Genomic DNA, 16244 nt, shown 5'->3' on the forward strand with positions numbered 1-16244 from the left:
CTGTCTCCAGCCCGGTCTTTGCCTCGGCCGATAACTGATCGACCGATACCGCCCCATCGAGCGCCCGGTGTTACGACCGCCATCGCAGGTAACGTAACTGAGTGATACGGAAACAGCTCAGGCGTATTTTTCCTGGGAGAAAATCCAAGATAAATGCTAAGCAATTGATTTTAAATGATATTTAAAAGCTGGCACGAGCTATGCTTTCTTAATGGAATAACAACAACAAAAACAGCAAAAAGAAAAACATCTCGACTCTGGTAAAACAAAAACAAAACGGCAGAGAAGTAGCAAACAGATTTTTTTGGACAGGGTGTGCTTTTTCGGGATCAACCCCGACAACCAGTTTTAGAAGAATAAAACTACCTTGAGGTAGCTCGTTCTGGTTGGATCACCTAGTGACAATGGCAGTACCAGCAACCAAAAAAATACGTTTGCCCTTGATCCCTCCTGGGGATCTGATGAAAAGCTTGTCGATCACCAATAAAAACAACAGATCGTTAAACAAAAAAAACAAAGCACGCGTAACTTATTCGAGGGGAGCCTAGGCTCCCCTCAGTGCTTTCTGGCTTCCCCATCTCCAGCAGGGGCAGGCTTTCCTACTCGTCTAATCGGCCCCCCACGTTCTGCACTGCTATTTTGCCGAACAGGCTGGCAACTAAACCTGTGGGCTTACCGAAGCCCTCCTGCACTGCACACAAACGCTCGTTAGCCCGTCGGATCTCTCCAGCGTTGCGTGAAAAACACTCAGTTTGTTGAACCCGCGCGGCGCTGCTACACCGGCTGAGCCGCTTCCGGCGCTCTGACCTGTCAATCAGCATCCAAAACGTTTCAGGTAACACTCCTAGTCGTTACCGATTCAATCCATGGCGCTGATTGGGCCATAAGCTGCCGCTCGAAGCGGTCTATGAAACCTGGGGCTATTCAGATTGATCCTGAGCCGATGATCCACATGCTGATCCTGGGCTATTGCGAATACTCTCGCTCAGCACGCTTGCCCCAGAACAGCGCTGCAACTAAACGCTCAGCCGTGATGGCTCTCTATCAGCGCGTTAAGTCGCTGGCAGCACTTATCCAAGCCCGCATCGGGCAGGTTGGTGACGCCCAGCAGTAGTCCTGATTGCGCCGTGCTTGCTTGCGCATACCACGTGGAAAGCGGCGTCGGCGCCAGGTTGTATTCGGCTGCCTGGTTTGCAATAGCAACGTCATCAATCCCCGCTGGCAGTTTCAGCAGGAGTGCAAGGCCGGCCATGGCATCGGTGGTGCTGGATAGCTGTAGCGACTGGCGCAAGGCTTCAAGGCGACTCCTGTAGGTGCGTTTCATACGCCTTAAATGGCGCAGGTAGTGGCCCTTGCGCAAAAACTCGGCAAGGGCTAATTGCGTGACAATAGAAGAGGCGGGGGCCAGTGCTGCGGCGGCATCGGCAAACCGATTGGCATGTTCTGCGGGCACCACAACAAATCCCATACGCAGCGACGGGCTGATTGTCTTGCTGAATGTACCGACATGAATGACTCGGCCATATCGGTCGAGTGACGCTAGTGCAGGCGCAGCACGACCGGATAATTGCAACTCACTCAGGTAATCGTCCTCGACGATCCAGCTGCCATTTTGCTGGGCCCACTCCAGCAACTCATGGCGCCGCGCCAGCGATAAGGTCATCCCAAGCGGCGCCTGCTGCCCCGCCGTAACGACAGCCAGCCGCGCCTCGGGAGCTTGGCCAATGCCAGTGTTGACGCAAAGCCCTTGGTCGTCCACGTTGACTGCTACGACGCGCAGGCCTGCTATGTTTAACGCCATGCGCGTTAGCGGGTAACAGGGGTCTTCTACCCATGCTGTTGCGCGGGTTAAGCCAAGCGCGTGGATGATCAAACCCAGCGCGCCGGTATAGCCATTGGTGATGATGACTTGAGCGGACGAGCAGTTAATCCCGCGTGCAACTGCTAGATACGCGGCGATTTCGCTACGCAAGGTTAGTTCGCCACGCGGATCGGGATAGCTGACCGACGCACCTATCGCCGCTTGGCGCGAAGCCGCAGAGGTGATTCGGCTCCACAGCTTTGATGGGAATACGTCTTGGGCGGGGACACCCATCTGAAATACCAAGGGCAACTGGCTAAACGGATGGACAAAAAAATTGGGCAGCGGACTGCGAAAACCCTTGCCTTCATTTTGTTTGGCCACGGGCAGTTGATGCACGACGAAAGTTCCTGCGGCGCCTCGCGATACAACCAGTTGCTCATCAGTCAGGCGTTCATACGCGACACGCACCGTGCCCCGAGCGACCCCGAGTTGAGCGCTGAGATCACGCCACGAAGGCAGGCGCGCCCCCGCATATAAGCGGCCGTCGCGGATAGAGGCGCCAATTGCTGCGCTGATTTGCTCGGCAATCGGTGTGCTCGCAGTACGGTTTAACTCTATGCGTAAATCTTCCATGACCTATGGTACAGCATAAAGAGTAAATCTTGGTTCTTTATGCTGAACCTTTAAGGGCGGATCATGGCGCTAATCTCTCCGCAAAACCATTGGCCTGCGTAACACTTGGCTAGCGTGACGATGGGCGCGGAGCTTTTGGGTATCACGATTTAAAGGAGTTTATCCGTGCGGTTTTCTATTTTTTCGACGCGTGCTACGCAGTTAGTCGCATTAGTTGTACTGGCGAGCATTTGCCATTTTTCTTATGCGGACAGCAGTTACGACGCTGAAGGCCAGCGTCGTGCACAAAGCGCAGGCGCCTTGCTGCTCGGTAAGCCGGGGCCGGCAGCTGTATTAAAAACCATTGATGGCCAAGAGATCGATCTGTCGACGCTGTACGGTAAAAAGCCCATCTATTTAAAATTTTGGGCGACGTGGTGCGTGCCCTGCCGCCAGCAGATGCCCGCCTTTGAAAAGACTCAGCAGACGCTGGGTGACAAGATTCAAGTCATTGCTGTCAATACCGGCTTTAGCGATGACAAAGAATCGGTCATTGCCTACCGCAAGGAGCATGGGTTGAGCATGCCAATTGCCATCGATGACGGCAGTTTGGCTGCAGACCTCAATTTGAGAGTTACGCCGCAACATGTGCTGATCAATCGCAGTGGGCACATAAGCTATGTCGGCCACTTGGACGACCAACAACTGCATGATGCACTGCAGAAGCTATTACTGCCCGAGACCGAAACAGCCGCCCCCCCAAGGGATGAGAAATCCGCTGCAGAAGCTCGCTTTGCCGTGGGCGATCAAGTCGCTGGACTGAAAGCAACGACCATGGACGGCGCCAATGTTGACCTTGCCGCAGCGGCCACCGGCAAGCCGCGTGCGTTGGTGTTCTTTGCGCCGTGGTGTGAATGGTATCTAGAAGAGAGCCGTCCGCAGACCTCAAAAGCCTGCGTTAGGGTGCGCAAAGAAGTCGATCACTTGCTCACTCAGGGTGATGTTGAGTGGCTGGGCATATCGTCAGGCTTATGGGCCACTCAGGACGATCTGCAAGACTACCTAAACACCAGCAAAACCAAGCTACCGTTGGCCCTGGATGCCAACGACGAGTTGTTTCGTGCATTCGGTATCCGTGAGATCCCAAGCGTCGTATTGCTCGATGCCAACGGCCGCGTGAACAAGATTCTAGGGCCGCAAGACGCGCAACTGTCCAGCGCAGTACAGGCGTTACGCTAAGCGTTACAACTACGGGGCTGGTGTTCGTGCATCGGCCCTGCATCGTTGTTTACTCACCTAAAATCGAGTTCTCCATGCCCACCTCATCCATCGAGGCACTGCTTATTTGCCTGTGCCTGAGTGTCGCCTCTTTCGTTTCTGCTGCCCCCCAAATGCCCGGAAATGATGAGGTGTTGATTGCTTCAGCGTTAGTCGCCGAAAGCCAGACGCCTGCGCCTGGCACGCACACCACCTTAGCCATTGTCATGGAGCCACAAGACGAATGGCACGGTTACTGGAAACAACCGGGCGATGTGGGTTTTCCACCTAAATTAAGCTGGCGCCTACCCGAAGGCGTGAGTGTGGGGGAGGCAGAATATCCGGTGCCGCAAACGCTGCTTATCGATGGTTTGATGAACCATGTGTACGAGCATCCCTATGCGCTGTTGGTGCCGTTGCAGGTGCCGGCGGGTATGCCCGTTGGCAGCCAATTACCGATTCAGTTGGACATGCAGTATTTGGCCTGCCGCTATGATGCGTGCGTGCCCGAGCGTGCCTCCTTAAATACCAGGCTGACAGTGGGCGATGGAACCAGTGATGCCGCCGTACAACAGCGCTTTGCACAGTGGCGTCAGGCGTTGCCGCGCCCACTCGGTTCAAAGGCCAGCTTCAGCGTGGATAAAGGCATTTTCCGCCTGATGGTGCCGCTGCCGGCGGCGATGGCAATCAAGCAGCCCCATCTCTTCTCCGCTTCTAAGGGCGCGATCAACAATGCCGCCGAGCAACGCTTTGAACGTAAGGGTGACGTGCTGGTGGTTGAAACCGAAGCGGGTGATAAACCAGCAGATTTTTTCAGCGCAACCTTATCCCTCGGTGATGGTTTAGGGCTGGACTTGCAGGCAGGGCCTGCCGCCGTACAAGCCGCCGGAGGAAGCACGTTGAGCGTAACCTTGGTGGCTTTGGCCGGCGCGGTACTGGGTGGCTTGCTGCTTAATCTGATGCCGTGCGTGTTTCCTATCCTCAGTCTAAAGGCGCTGAGCATCGCGCGCTCCAGTAGCAATGCGGCAAGTGCACGCAGCGAGGCAGTCGCCTATTCGCTGGGTGTGATTATGGTGTGCCTATTGTTGGGCGGCATACTCCTGGCTTTACGGGCAGGGGGCGCACAAGTCGGCTGGGCATTTCAGTTGCAAGATCCGCGGGTGATCTTCGTCTTGCTGTTGCTCAGCTGCGCTATCGCTTTCAACCTGACGGGGTTGTTTGAGCTCTCTTCAGTAAGTTCGGGTTCTGGCTTAACTGAACGCAAGGGGGCTGGCGGTGCCTTCTGGACTGGCGCGTTGGCCGCGTTTGTGGCCACCCCATGCACCGGCCCTTTTATGGCTGCAGCGTTGGGCGCGGCGCTGGTGCTTCCGCCTGCGGCGGCCTTGCTGGTTTTTGCCGGTTTGGGCTTGGGCATTGCACTGCCGTTTTTATTGCTCGGGTTTATTCCAGCCTTGCAGCGCTGCTTACCCAAACCCGGTTCGTGGATGCAAACACTGCGCAACATACTTGCAGTGCCCATGTTCTTGACCGCCTTGGCGTTGCTCTGGGTACTTAGCCAGCAAGTGACCGCCAGCGCATTAGTGGCGGTAATCGGCTGCAGCATGCTGTTTGCATTTGGTTTATGGATCACTGGATTACGTCAGCGCGTGTTTAAAAAGGCCGCGTGGATGCCCGCGGTATTGGCCGCCTTGTTGGCGTTTGGGCTTGGGCTTAGCCAGACCCATCAGCAACCAGAACCAACCCCAAACGGCGATCAACTGGCGTTCGATCAAGCCAAGCTATCCAGCTTACGCAAAGCGGACAAACCGGTATTTTTGTACTTCACGGCAGACTGGTGCGTGACCTGTAAAGTGAATGAGCAAGTGGCGATTGATCGTGACGAAACCCATGAAGCCTTCGCTAAAGCGGGTGTGGTGAGCATGCGTGGCGATTGGACCGATGGCGATTCTGAAATCACGGCGTTTCTTGAACAGCATGGCCGTTCCGGTGTGCCGTTTTATCTGTGGTACACACCGGGGAAAAGTGAGCCAACGGTGTTGCCCCAGGTGCTTACGCCCAGTGTGTTTGTAGAGCAACTCGCCAATTAAATTGGCCTGATTGGTCGATGGAGCTTCAATGAAAAATGTTTTAGTGATCAATGCCAGCCCGAACCAACACGGCTCACAAAGTCGCTTGATGACCGAGCGATTTGTGCGCTTATGGATGCAACATAATCCGGCCGACACATTCACCTTTCGTGAGTTGGGCAATGCAGATATCCCGCACGTGAATCAGCAGTGGGTTAAGTCTGCTTTCACCCCAGACGAGGCGAGAAGCGCGGGCGAGAAACAAGCCATCGCGTTGAGTGATGCGCTAGTAAAAGAGCTGCAAAACGCCGACGTGATTGTTTTGGGTAGTCCGATGCATAACCTATCTGTACCTAGCACCTTGAAGGCCTACATCGACCAGATTATTCGTATGAGCATCACGACCACGCTGGTGCCCGGAACACCCAACAGCCCCTATGTGGGGCTGTTGGAAAACAAGAAGGCTTATCTGCTTTTGGTGCGCGGCGGTTATGGCTTTGGCAAAGGAGAAATCTATGAGCACATGGACTTCCAGGAACCGTATCTAAAGGCTGTCCTGCAAATGTTGGGGGTGACAGACGTGACGAGCGTGAAAATGAATCACACCGCCATGAGCGAAGAACAGCGCTCGCGTTCTTACCATCAAGCTCACGCGCAAATTGACGCATTGTTCAACTGAACGATGCGGCCGTAGTCCCCAGCAGATCAGCATCAGTCATCGCATCGAGGCAACAACCTTCTGTCAGGCGCAGGAAAACCACTGCTGCGCTGCTTGATCTTGTAGCAATCGGGTAGTGAGTGCAGGCGATTAGCCTCGTCGTGGGCTTACCAGAATCTCGGCCAGCATCTTTTTAAACTGCCGGCGGACGGTATCAGCCTAGCTTGCGCCATTCCTTCAGTGCCCGCGCATCGAACTCAAGGCTATAGGTCATCCAGCGCAACCTTCACGCACAGGGGAGCTGCCAAGCGCTCGCGCACGGCGGCGATCAAGGCCTCGTCTTCCTCGGTCATCAGTACCGGGCGAAACGGCAGCTGGCCGCGCTCGGCCACATACTGCAAGGCCTGGCGCATCAGTTCGGAAGGGGTAACGCCGAGCCGATCCAACTCGCGGTAAGCGCGAGCTTTTAGATCATCGTCGATGCGGATATTGATGGAAGCCATGGCAACGCCCAACAAGGTAATGACGCACGTCATTACCTTGCTAGTCTGGCGCCTGTTTAGCAACCGCTGACGATCAGAAGTCCAGGTTGGACACCGCCAGGGCATTGGCTTCGATAAACTCGCGGCGTGGCTCCACGGCATCGCCCATCAGGGTGTTGAAGATCTGATCCGCGCCAATGGCGTCCTCGATCGTCACCTTGAGCATGCGTCGCACTTCGGGATCCATGGTGGTTTCCCACAGCTGGTTTGGGTTCATTTCACCGAGACCCTTGTAGCGCTGGATGCTGTGGCGCTTGGTGCTTTCGGTCATCAGCCAGCCCAAGGCGTCCTTGAAGGTGGTAACGGCCTTCTTGCGCTCGCCGCGCTGCACGTAGGCGCCTTCTTCCAGCAGACTGTTCAGTTGGTCGCCCAGGCTGGTGACGGTCTTGTAGTCGTTGCTGGCGAAGAAGTCGCGGTTGAAGGTGATGTAGCTGGAAACTCCGTGGGAAATCAGCTCGACTTGCGGTAACCACAGGTGCCGTTCCTGGTCTTCGTGCAGGCTGGTCTTATACACCAGGCCGGACTTTTCCATACCCTTCAGGCGGGCATCGAGCTGGCCCAACCAGGCGTGCATGGCATCCTTGTCCGCCAACTGTTCCGTACTGACGCGCGGGATGTAGACGAAATGTTCGGTGAGCTCGATCGGGTACAGGCGCGACAAGCGATTGAGGGTTTTCATCACCAGGCGGTAGTCGTTGACCAGGCGCTCCAGCGACTCGCCGGACAAGCCGGGCGCGCTTTCGTTGACGTGCAGGCTGGCGTCTTCCAAGGCCGACTGGGTCATGTATTCCTCCATGGCCTCGTCGTCCTTGATGTACTGCTCCTGCTTGCCCTTCTTGACCTTGTACAGCGGCGGCTGGGCGATATAGATGTAGCCGCGCTCGACCAGCTCCGGCAACTGGCGGAAGAAGAAGGTCAGCAGCAGGGTGCGGATGTGCGAACCGTCGACGTCGGCGTCGGTCATGATGATGATGTTGTGATAACGCAGCTTGTCGATGTTGTACTCATCGCGGCCGATACCACAGCCCAGCGCGGTGATCAGGGTGCCGACTTCCTGGGAGGAAATCATCTTGTCGAAACGGGCTTTCTCGACGTTGAGGATCTTGCCCTTGAGCGGCAGGATGGCCTGGGTCTTGCGGTTGCGGCCCTGCTTGGCAGAACCGCCCGCGGAGTCCCCTTCCACTATGTAGAGTTCGGAAAGGGCTGGGTCTTTTTCCTGGCAGTCGGCCAGTTTGCCCGGCAAGCCGGCGATATCCAGGGCACCTTTGCGCCGGGTCATCTCGCGCGCTTTGCGCGCGGCTTCACGGGCGCGCGCCGCATCGATCATCTTGCCGACCACGGCCTTGGCTTCACCCGGGTTCTCCAGCAGGAAGTCGGAGAAGTACTTGCCCATTTCCTGCTCGACCGCGGTTTTCACCTCGCTGGAGACCAGTTTGTCCTTGGTCTGCGAGCTGAATTTCGGGTCTGGGACTTTCACCGAAATGATCGCGGTCAAACCTTCGCGGGCATCGTCTCCGGTGGTGGCAATCTTGTGCTTCTTGGCCAGACCTTCCTGCTCGATATAGGCATTCAGGTTACGGGTCAGGGCCGAGCGGAAACCCGCCAGGTGAGTACCGCCGTCACGCTGGGGAATGTTATTGGTGAAGCACAGCAGGTTCTCGTTGAAGCTGTCGTTCCACTGCAAGGCCACTTCGACACCGATACCATCCTCACGCTGGGTGGTGAAGTGGAACACCTGGTTGACTGCGGTCTTGTTGACGTTCAGGTATTCGACGAAGGCGCGCAGACCGCCTTCGTACTTGAACAGCTCTTCCTTGCCGCTGCGCTCATCCTTGAGCACGATGCCGACTCCGGAGTTGAGGAACGACAGTTCCCGGAGGCGCTTGGCCAGGATGTCCCAGCTGAAATGAATATTGGCGAAGGTAAGCGCCGAAGGTTTGAAATGAATCTGGGTGCCGCTGGTGTCGGAATCGCCGACGATGCGCATCGGTTCTTGCGGCACGCCATGCACGTAGGTCTGTTCCCAGATGTGGCCGCTGCGGCGCACGGTGAGCAGCAGATGCTCGGAAAGGGCGTTGACCACCGAGACACCCACGCCGTGCAAGCCACCGGATACCTTGTAGGAGTTGTCGTCGAACTTACCGCCCGCGTGCAGCACGGTCATGATGACCTCGGCGGCCGACACACCTTCCTCTTTATGAATATCCACCGGAATGCCGCGGCCATTGTCGCGCACGCTGATGGATTCATCCGGGTGAATGGTGATGGTGATGTCGCTGCAATGACCCGCCAGAGCTTCGTCAATCGAGTTGTCGACCACCTCGAACACCATGTGGTGCAGACCGCTGCCATCATCGGTATCGCCGATGTACATGCCAGGGCGCTTGCGTACGGCATCCAGGCCTTTCAAGACCTTGATGTTAGTGGAGTCGTACGTTTGGTTTTCGCTCATGCTTCACTCCCGGTGGTCGTGGGTCTGGGTGATACGGCCATGTTCCACGTGGAACATGGCGACGGGCGTATCCGTGCGCCAGCCGTCCCTCAACAGTTCATGGTCTACACAGGTGATGAACACCTGGCAGTGCAAATCTTCTAACAAACGGCACAAGGCGCGACGGTGCTGTTCATCCAGTTCTGACGGCAAGTCATCCACCAGATAGATGCATTGGCCGCGCTTGGCCTGATTAACTAAATGGCCCTGAGCAATACGCAGGGCACAAATGACCAACTTCTGCTGGCCTCGCGACAATACCTCTGCGGCACTGTGGGCTGCCAAGCGCAATCTGAGATCCGCCCGCTGCGGGCCTGCTTGGGTGTGGCCAATTTGCTGATCGCGGAGAAGGGAAGTGGCCAGCACCTCGTTTAGCTCGCGCTCTTTATCCCAGCCGCGATAATAACTGAGGGTCAATCCTTCCAGCTCGAGCAGCTCGCTTAGCGTGCGCTCGAAGACCGGTTTCAAGGCCTGGATATAGGCTCTTCGGTAACCATCGATTTCGTCGCTGGCAAGGCATAGCTCACGGTTCCAGGCCGCCTGCGAAGCGGCGTCAAGTGTACCATGCCGCAGCCATGAGTTCCGCTGCCGCAGGGCTTTCTGCAGGCGTTGCCAGGCTGGCATAAAGCGCGGTTCCACGTGGAACACTCCCCAATCGAGAAACTGCCGACGAACCTTGGGCGCCCCCTCGAGCAAGCGAAAACTATCCGGATTGATCAATTGCAGCGGCAGCGCTTCCGCCAGCTGGGCCGCACTGCGCGCATTCTGCCCATCGATGCGAATCTGCAACTCGCCCTGACGGTCACGGGAAATCCCCAGACTGCTTTGCCGACCATCGGCTAATCGCACCTCACCGAAAACCGTACAAGCCAGTTGCTCGTACTGAATCATGGGCAGTAAGCGTGTGCTGCGAAATGAGCGCGCCAAGCCGAGCAGGTGAACGGCCTCCAGGACACTGGTTTTGCCGCTGCCATTGGCGCCGTGAAGGATATTGATACGCGGGGAGGGGGAGAGGGTCACCGGGTGCAAATTGCGCACCGCGGTGACCATGACGCGGGTGAGGGACATTTAGCGGTTACAGACGCATGGGCATAACGACATAGGCGGAATCGTCGTTATCGGCCTCCTGCACCAGGGCACTGCTATTGGAGTCGGACAGAATCAGGCGTACCTGTTCAGTCGTCATCACTCCCAGAACGTCGAGCAGGTAGCTGACATTGAAGCCGATCTCCAACTGATTGCCGTTGTAATCCACGGCAATCTCTTCTTCGGCTTCTTCCTGCTCCGGGTTGTTGGCCTGGATTTTCAGCAGGCCGGCAGCCAGTTGCAAACGAATACCGCGGTACTTTTCATTGGAGAGAATCGCGGTGCGGCTGAACGCCTCGCGCAAGCCCTGGCGATCGGCGACCACCAACTTGTCGCCGCCGCGCGGCAATACGCGCTCGTAATCCGGGAACTTGCCGTCGACCAGTTTCGAGGTGAAGGTAAACTCACCGGTGGTTGCACGAATATGATGCTGGCCCAAAACGATGCTGACATTGGCATCCTGCTCGGTGAGCAGGCGCGCCAACTCGAGAATGCCTTTACGCGGCACTATTACCTGGTGCCGTTCGGTGTGTTCGATGTCGGCTGCCATCGAGCACATGGCCAGGCGGTGACCGTCGGTGGCGACGGCGCGCAGCACACCGGTCTGCACTTCCAGCAACATGCCGTTGAGGTAATAGCGCACGTCTTGTTGCGCCATGGCGAAACTGGTGCGTTCAATCAGGCGGCGCAGCCTGCTCTGGCTCAGGCTGAGGGTCAGCGAACCCGGGCCTTCCTCGACGGTCGGGAAATCATTGGCCGGCAGAGTCGACAAGGTGAAGCGACTACGTCCAGCCTTGACCAGCAATTTCTGCTCGTCGACGCGGATGTCGATCAGCGCATCACTCGGCAAGCTCTTGCAGATGTCCATCAACTTGCGCGCCGGCACCGTGATTTCGCCGGGCTCGGCCGCGTCTTCCAGGCTCACCCGGCCAACCAGTTCGACCTCGAGGTCGGTACCGGTCAGCGACAGTTGCTGGCCTTCGACCACCAGCAGCACATTGGACAACACCGGCAAGGTCTGGCGGCGTTCCACGACGCCGGCGACCAGTTGCAACGGTTTCAACAAGGCTTCGCGTTGAATAGTGAAATGCATGGTCTAGTCCCTTGCCCTAGTGGAGTGGCGTATTCAAGTGGTCAACGTACGCAGCAGGTTTTTGTAATCCTCGCGGATGTCCGCGTCGGATTCTTTAAGTTCAGCAATCTTACGGCAAGCATGCAATACCGTGGTGTGATCGCGGCCGCCGAAGGCGTCACCGATCTCCGGCAGGCTGTGGTTGGTCAATTCCTTCGACAAGGCCATCGCCACTTGCCGCGGCCTTGCCACCGAGCGCGAGCGTCGCTTGGAAAGCAGATCGGAAATTTTGATCTTGTAGTACTCGGCGACCGTACGCTGGATATTGTCGATGCTGACCAATTTGTCTTGCAGCGCCAACAGATCCTTCAGCGATTCGCGAATCAACTCGATGGTGATGTCGCGGCCCATGAAGTGCGAGTGCGCAATCACCCGCTTGAGCGCCCCTTCCAACTCACGCACGTTGGAGCGAATGCGCTGGGCAATGAAGAAGGCCGCATCGTGGGGCAGATCGACTTTGGCCTGATCGGCCTTCTTCATCAGGATCGCCACCCGGGTTTCCAGCTCGGGCGGCTCGACGGCCACCGTCAGCCCCCACCCGAAGCGCGATTTCAGGCGCTCTTCCAGACCTTCAATTTCCTTCGGATAGCGATCGCTGGTGAGAATCACCTGCTGGCCACCTTCAAGCAAGGCATTGAAAGTATGGAAGAATTCTTCCTGAGAGCGCTCTTTCTTGGCAAAAAATTGAATATCGTCGATCAGCAGCGCATCCACCGAGCGGTAGAAACGCTTGAACTCGTTGATCGCATTCAACTGCAGCGCCTTGACCATGTCGGCAACGAAGCGTTCCGAATGCAGGTACACCACCTTGGCATTCGGATTTTTCTGTAGCAGGTGATTGCCCACCGCATGCATCAGGTGGGTCTTGCCCAACCCTACGCCGCCATAGAGAAACAGCGGGTTGTAACCGTGCTTGGGATTGTCTGCCACCTGCCAGGCCGCCGCGCGAGCCAGCTGGTTGGACTTGCCCTCGACGAAATTATCGAAGGTGAAGGTGCGGTTCAGGTAACTGGTGTGCTTGAGCCCACCCTCTACTTGTACCGAGCGCTCGGTGCGCGCAGGGGCGGCCTGGCTGGCAGCCCCCGCCATAGGATCGAAACTGGAGCGCGATGGTTCTGCCTGGGCAGGTGCGACCTTGGGCGCTTGCGCAGGAGTATTGCTCACGACTGGAGCGGGCGCTGCAGCCACTCGTGGAGCGCCGCTGCGTTTACTGCCGATTAATAAGGAGAGTGCCGGCACCATGCCGTTGGTACGTTCGGCGAGCAATTCCAGCAAGCGAGTCAGGTACTTTTCATTGACCCAGTCGAGCACGAAACGATTCGGCGCGTAGACGCGAAGCTCATCGCCTGCGGCTTCGACCTGCAGCGGTCGGATCCAGGTATTGAATTGCTGGGCAGGCAGTTCATCGCGCAGAAGCTCCACGCACTGCTGCCAAAGTTCAACGGACACGGATAACCCCTAAATAGGAAAGCGGCGAGGCAAAAAACAGCCCTCATTGTAGCTGTCGAGGGCTGAGTTATCCACATGTAAAGGCCGCTACGAGGACATGCCGATGGCCATGTATCAGCCCTGGCCGTCATTACTGACCAGCAATTTAACCCTGTGGGTAACCCTGCCTGAACCCAGCGGATAAGCCTGGGCATAACTGGTGCGTGAACCCTGCTGTGGATAACATCGCATTCCATCCCCAGCTTATCCGCTGCCTTCACACAGCCGCCGCACCTCTTCCCGACAGACTTACCCTGCCGTGAAAGTCTCATGAAACCTGGCCTAGAGGCACTTATACACAGAAAGGTGGCTCGCTAATAGTTATTAACATTACAGAAAAGCTTTAAATATTCTCTTCTCTATATTTCTTTATTAACGAAAATGCTGGTTGGAAATTGACCTGACCCTCACGATTCTCTAGAATCGCCGGTCTCTTAAAACGGGGGCCATTCCGGCCCGTAGTCGACAGCCAGGTAACACGCCATGAAACGCACTTTCCAACCCAGCACTATCAAACGCGCTCGCACTCACGGTTTCCGTGCTCGTATGGCCACCAAAAACGGCCGTGCTGTCCTGTCGCGTCGCCGCGCCAAGGGCCGTAAGCGTCTCGCCGTCTAAATATCGGTATTGTGGTGAGTCGAGACTTCAGTCGGGAAAAGCGTCTGCTAACCCCCCGACAATTCAAGGCAGTCTTCGACTCCCCTAGCGGCAAAGTTCCGGGCAAAAATGTCCTGCTGCTGGCGCGCAACAACGAGCTCGATCACCCCCGCCTGGGTTTGGTGATTGGCAAGAAAAGCGTCAAGCTCTCGGTTGAGCGCAATCGTCTGAAGCGTCAGATCCGCGAATCGTTCCGCCTCAACCAGGACAACCTGGTCGGTTGGGACATCGTAGTGGTTGCCCGTAAAGGCCTGGGCGATCTGCAGAATGCCGAACTGGCTCATCAGTTTGGCAAGCTCTGGAAACGCCTGGCACGCAACAAGCCAAGCCCGGAAATTGCTCCCCCGATCGGGATAAGCGACAGCCCCCATGCGTAAACTGGCCTTGGTTCCAATCCAGTTCTACCGCTATGCCATCAGTCCTTTGATGGCCAGCCACTGTCGTTTTTATCCAAGCTGCTCCTGCTACGCGCATGAGGCCATCGAACAACATGGCCTCATGCGTGGTGGCTGGCTGGCATTGCGCCGGCTTGGCCACTGTCACCCGTGGAATCCCGGTGGCTACGACCCGGTTCCCCCCGCGAAAACCTCCCGTTCCTCTTCGATGGCCGAATAATCATGGATATTCAACGCTCGATCCTGATCGTCGCCCTGGCAATCGTGTCCTATATGATGGTTCTCCAATGGAACCAGGACTACGGTCAAGCTGCCCTGCCGACTCAGACTGCAGCAGTCAGCAGTACCGTTCCGAGCTTACCGGACACCACTGCCGGCGCAAAAACTGCCAACGGCGACGACATACCGACCGCAGCGCCTGCCGTCGAACCAGGTTCTATCAGCGTTGCCCCTGTGGCCGTCAGTGAGCAACTGATTCGCGTGAAAACCGACGTACTGGATCTGGCTATCGATCCGCGCGGCGGCGATGTGGTGCAACTGCAATTGCCGCAGTATCCCCGTCGGCAAGACCATCCTGATGTGCCTTTCCAGCTGTTCGATAACGGCGGCGAGCGCACCTACCTGGCGCAAAGCGGCTTGATTGGCACTCACGCGCCGGACAAATCCAGCGGTCGTGCCCTGTGGAGCAGCGACAAGCAAAGTTATGCATTGGCTGAAGGCCAGGACGAACTGCAGGTAGACCTCAAGCTCAGCGAAGACGGCGTCAATTACATCAAGCGCTTCACCTTCAAGCGCGGCCTGAACCCCAAGTGCTCGGGCAAAGAACAACAGCTGAAAAAAACCGGCTGCGTAGACCCTGCGTCTTACCAGATGACCGTCAGCTATCTGATCGACAACCAGAGTGGCCAGGCGTGGAGCGGCAATATGTTCGCTCAGCTCAAGCGCGATAGCAGCGACGACCCCTCGTCGACCACTGCCACGGGCACCGCTACCTACCTCGGCGGCGCGCTCTGGACAACCGAAGAGTCGTACAAAAAAGTGTCGATGAAAGACATCGACAAGCAAGCCTTCAAAGAAACCGTTCAAGGAGGCTGGGTTGCCTGGCTGCAGCATTATTTTGTCACTGCCTGGATTCCTGCAAAAGACAGCAGCAACCAGGTACAGACCCGCAAAGACAGCCAAGGCAATTACATTGTCGGCTTTACCGGCCCGGCCGTTCAGGTTGCTCCCGGCGCCCAAGGCGAAATCAGTGCGATTCTGTATGCCGGCCCGAAACTTCAGGGTCACCTGAAAACCCTGTCCCCCGGGCTGGAGTTGACCGTCGACTACGGCATTCTGTGGTTCCTCGCCCAGCCGATCTTCTGGTTGCTGGAACATATCCACAGCATCCTGGGTAACTGGGGCTGGTCGATCATCGTGCTGACCATCATCATCAAACTGATCTTCTTCCCGCTCTCTGCCGCCAGCTACAAATCGATGGCACGCATGCGGGCCGTCGCGCCGAAACTGGCTGCGCTGAAAGAGCAGTTCGGTGACGACAAGCAGAAGATGTCCCAGGGCATGATGGAGCTGTACAAGAAAGAGAAGATCAACCCGCTGGGCGGCTGCCTGCCGATCCTGGTGCAGATGCCAGTATTCCTCGCCCTGTATTGGACGCTGCTGGAAAGCGTGGAAATGCGCCAGGCACCCTGGATGTTCTGGATTACCGACCTGGCGATCAAGGATCCGTTCTTCATCCTGCCGATCATCATGGGCGCCACCATGTTCATCCAGCAGCAACTCAACCCGACGCCGCCGGATCCGATGCAGGCCAAGGTGATGAAGCTGATGCCGATCATGTTCACCTTCTTCTTCCTCTGGTTCCCGGCCGGCCTGGTGCTGTACTGGGTGGTCAACAACTGCTTGTCGATCGCCCAGCAGTGGTACATTACCCGCAAGATCGAAGCGGCGAGCAAGGCGGCTGCGGCCTGATCAGTCAGGGCGTCTAAGCTCAAGCAAGCCGTACACAAGACGCCCCCATCGTGGGGCGTCTTGCTATCCAGCGTTTGGAGTCCAG

Annotated in this window: 13 protein-coding genes and 1 pseudogene; 7 read left to right on the forward strand and 7 right to left on the reverse strand. The window is 56.9% G+C overall.

Annotated elements, in window-relative coordinates:
* Positions 1 to 1024 precede the first annotated feature (1024 nt).
* Complete coding sequence (locus P8H27_RS19020; RefSeq protein WP_289639295.1) at positions 1025 to 2437, reverse strand: PLP-dependent aminotransferase family protein; 1413 nt, start codon at positions 2435 to 2437, stop codon at positions 1025 to 1027.
* Positions 2438 to 2602: 165 nt separating this feature from the next.
* Between P8H27_RS19020 and P8H27_RS19025 the strand changes: the two genes are divergently transcribed.
* From P8H27_RS19025 to P8H27_RS19035, 3 genes are all read left to right on the forward strand, one after another.
* Positions 2603 to 3655 (forward strand): TlpA disulfide reductase family protein, encoded by a 1053-nt coding sequence (locus tag P8H27_RS19025; protein ID WP_289639296.1) that lies wholly within the window; start codon positions 2603 to 2605, stop codon positions 3653 to 3655.
* Positions 3656 to 3729: 74 nt separating this feature from the next.
* Positions 3730 to 5760: a protein-disulfide reductase DsbD gene (locus P8H27_RS19030; RefSeq protein WP_289639297.1), complete on the forward strand. Its 2031-nt coding sequence runs from the start codon at positions 3730 to 3732 to the stop codon at positions 5758 to 5760.
* 28 nt (positions 5761 to 5788) lie between these two features.
* A complete protein-coding gene (locus tag P8H27_RS19035) occupies positions 5789 to 6418 on the forward strand; it encodes an FMN-dependent NADH-azoreductase (RefSeq protein ID WP_289639298.1) in 630 nt (209 codons plus the stop codon).
* Positions 6419 to 6492: 74 nt separating this feature from the next.
* Here P8H27_RS19035 and P8H27_RS19040 read toward each other — a convergent pair.
* The 6 genes and pseudogenes from P8H27_RS19040 to dnaA form a co-directional block, all read right to left on the reverse strand.
* Positions 6493 to 6671, reverse strand: a pseudogene (locus P8H27_RS19040) (type II toxin-antitoxin system RelE/ParE family toxin); the annotation flags it as partial.
* Complete coding sequence (locus P8H27_RS19045; protein ID WP_289639300.1) at positions 6661 to 6900, reverse strand: type II toxin-antitoxin system RelB/DinJ family antitoxin; 240 nt, start codon at positions 6898 to 6900, stop codon at positions 6661 to 6663. The pseudogene P8H27_RS19040 and the gene P8H27_RS19045, both read right to left, overlap by 11 nt.
* A gap of 73 nt (positions 6901 to 6973) precedes the next feature.
* On the reverse strand, positions 6974 to 9391 hold the full coding sequence (gyrB, locus tag P8H27_RS19050; protein ID WP_289639301.1) for a DNA topoisomerase (ATP-hydrolyzing) subunit B: 2418 nt from the start codon (positions 9389 to 9391) through the stop codon (positions 6974 to 6976).
* Between the two features lie 3 nt (positions 9392 to 9394).
* Complete coding sequence (gene recF, locus P8H27_RS19055) at positions 9395 to 10498, reverse strand: DNA replication/repair protein RecF (RefSeq protein WP_289639302.1); 1104 nt, start codon at positions 10496 to 10498, stop codon at positions 9395 to 9397.
* A 7-nt stretch (positions 10499 to 10505) separates the two neighbouring features.
* Positions 10506 to 11609 (reverse strand): DNA polymerase III subunit beta, encoded by a 1104-nt coding sequence (gene dnaN, locus P8H27_RS19060; protein WP_289639303.1) that lies wholly within the window; start codon positions 11607 to 11609, stop codon positions 10506 to 10508.
* A gap of 33 nt (positions 11610 to 11642) precedes the next feature.
* Complete coding sequence (gene dnaA, locus P8H27_RS19065) at positions 11643 to 13097, reverse strand: chromosomal replication initiator protein DnaA (RefSeq protein WP_289639304.1); 1455 nt, start codon at positions 13095 to 13097, stop codon at positions 11643 to 11645.
* Between the two features lie 522 nt (positions 13098 to 13619).
* Here dnaA and rpmH point away from each other — a divergent pair.
* The 4 genes from rpmH to yidC are packed head-to-tail and all read left to right on the forward strand — an operon-like array spanning position 13620 to position 16159.
* On the forward strand, positions 13620 to 13754 hold the full coding sequence (gene rpmH, locus P8H27_RS19070) for a 50S ribosomal protein L34 (protein WP_002551315.1): 135 nt from the start codon (positions 13620 to 13622) through the stop codon (positions 13752 to 13754).
* A gap of 11 nt (positions 13755 to 13765) precedes the next feature.
* Entirely contained in the window at positions 13766 to 14170 is a 405-nt protein-coding gene (gene rnpA / locus P8H27_RS19075; RefSeq protein WP_289639309.1) for a ribonuclease P protein component, read from the forward strand.
* Positions 14163 to 14408 carry a membrane protein insertion efficiency factor YidD gene (gene yidD / locus P8H27_RS19080; RefSeq protein WP_289639310.1) on the forward strand — a complete coding sequence of 82 codons (246 nt, stop codon included), beginning with the start codon at positions 14163 to 14165 and terminating at the stop codon, positions 14406 to 14408. Before rnpA ends, yidD begins: the two co-directional genes overlap by 8 nt.
* Positions 14409 to 14410: 2 nt before the next feature.
* Positions 14411 to 16159: a membrane protein insertase YidC gene (gene yidC / locus P8H27_RS19085; protein ID WP_289639311.1), complete on the forward strand. Its 1749-nt coding sequence runs from the start codon at positions 14411 to 14413 to the stop codon at positions 16157 to 16159.
* Positions 16160 to 16244 lie beyond the last annotated feature (85 nt).

Origin of the sequence: Pseudomonas sp. sp1636 (genome assembly GCF_030376615.1) — a bacterium.
In the GTDB taxonomy this organism is placed as follows: domain Bacteria; phylum Pseudomonadota; class Gammaproteobacteria; order Pseudomonadales; family Pseudomonadaceae; genus Aquipseudomonas.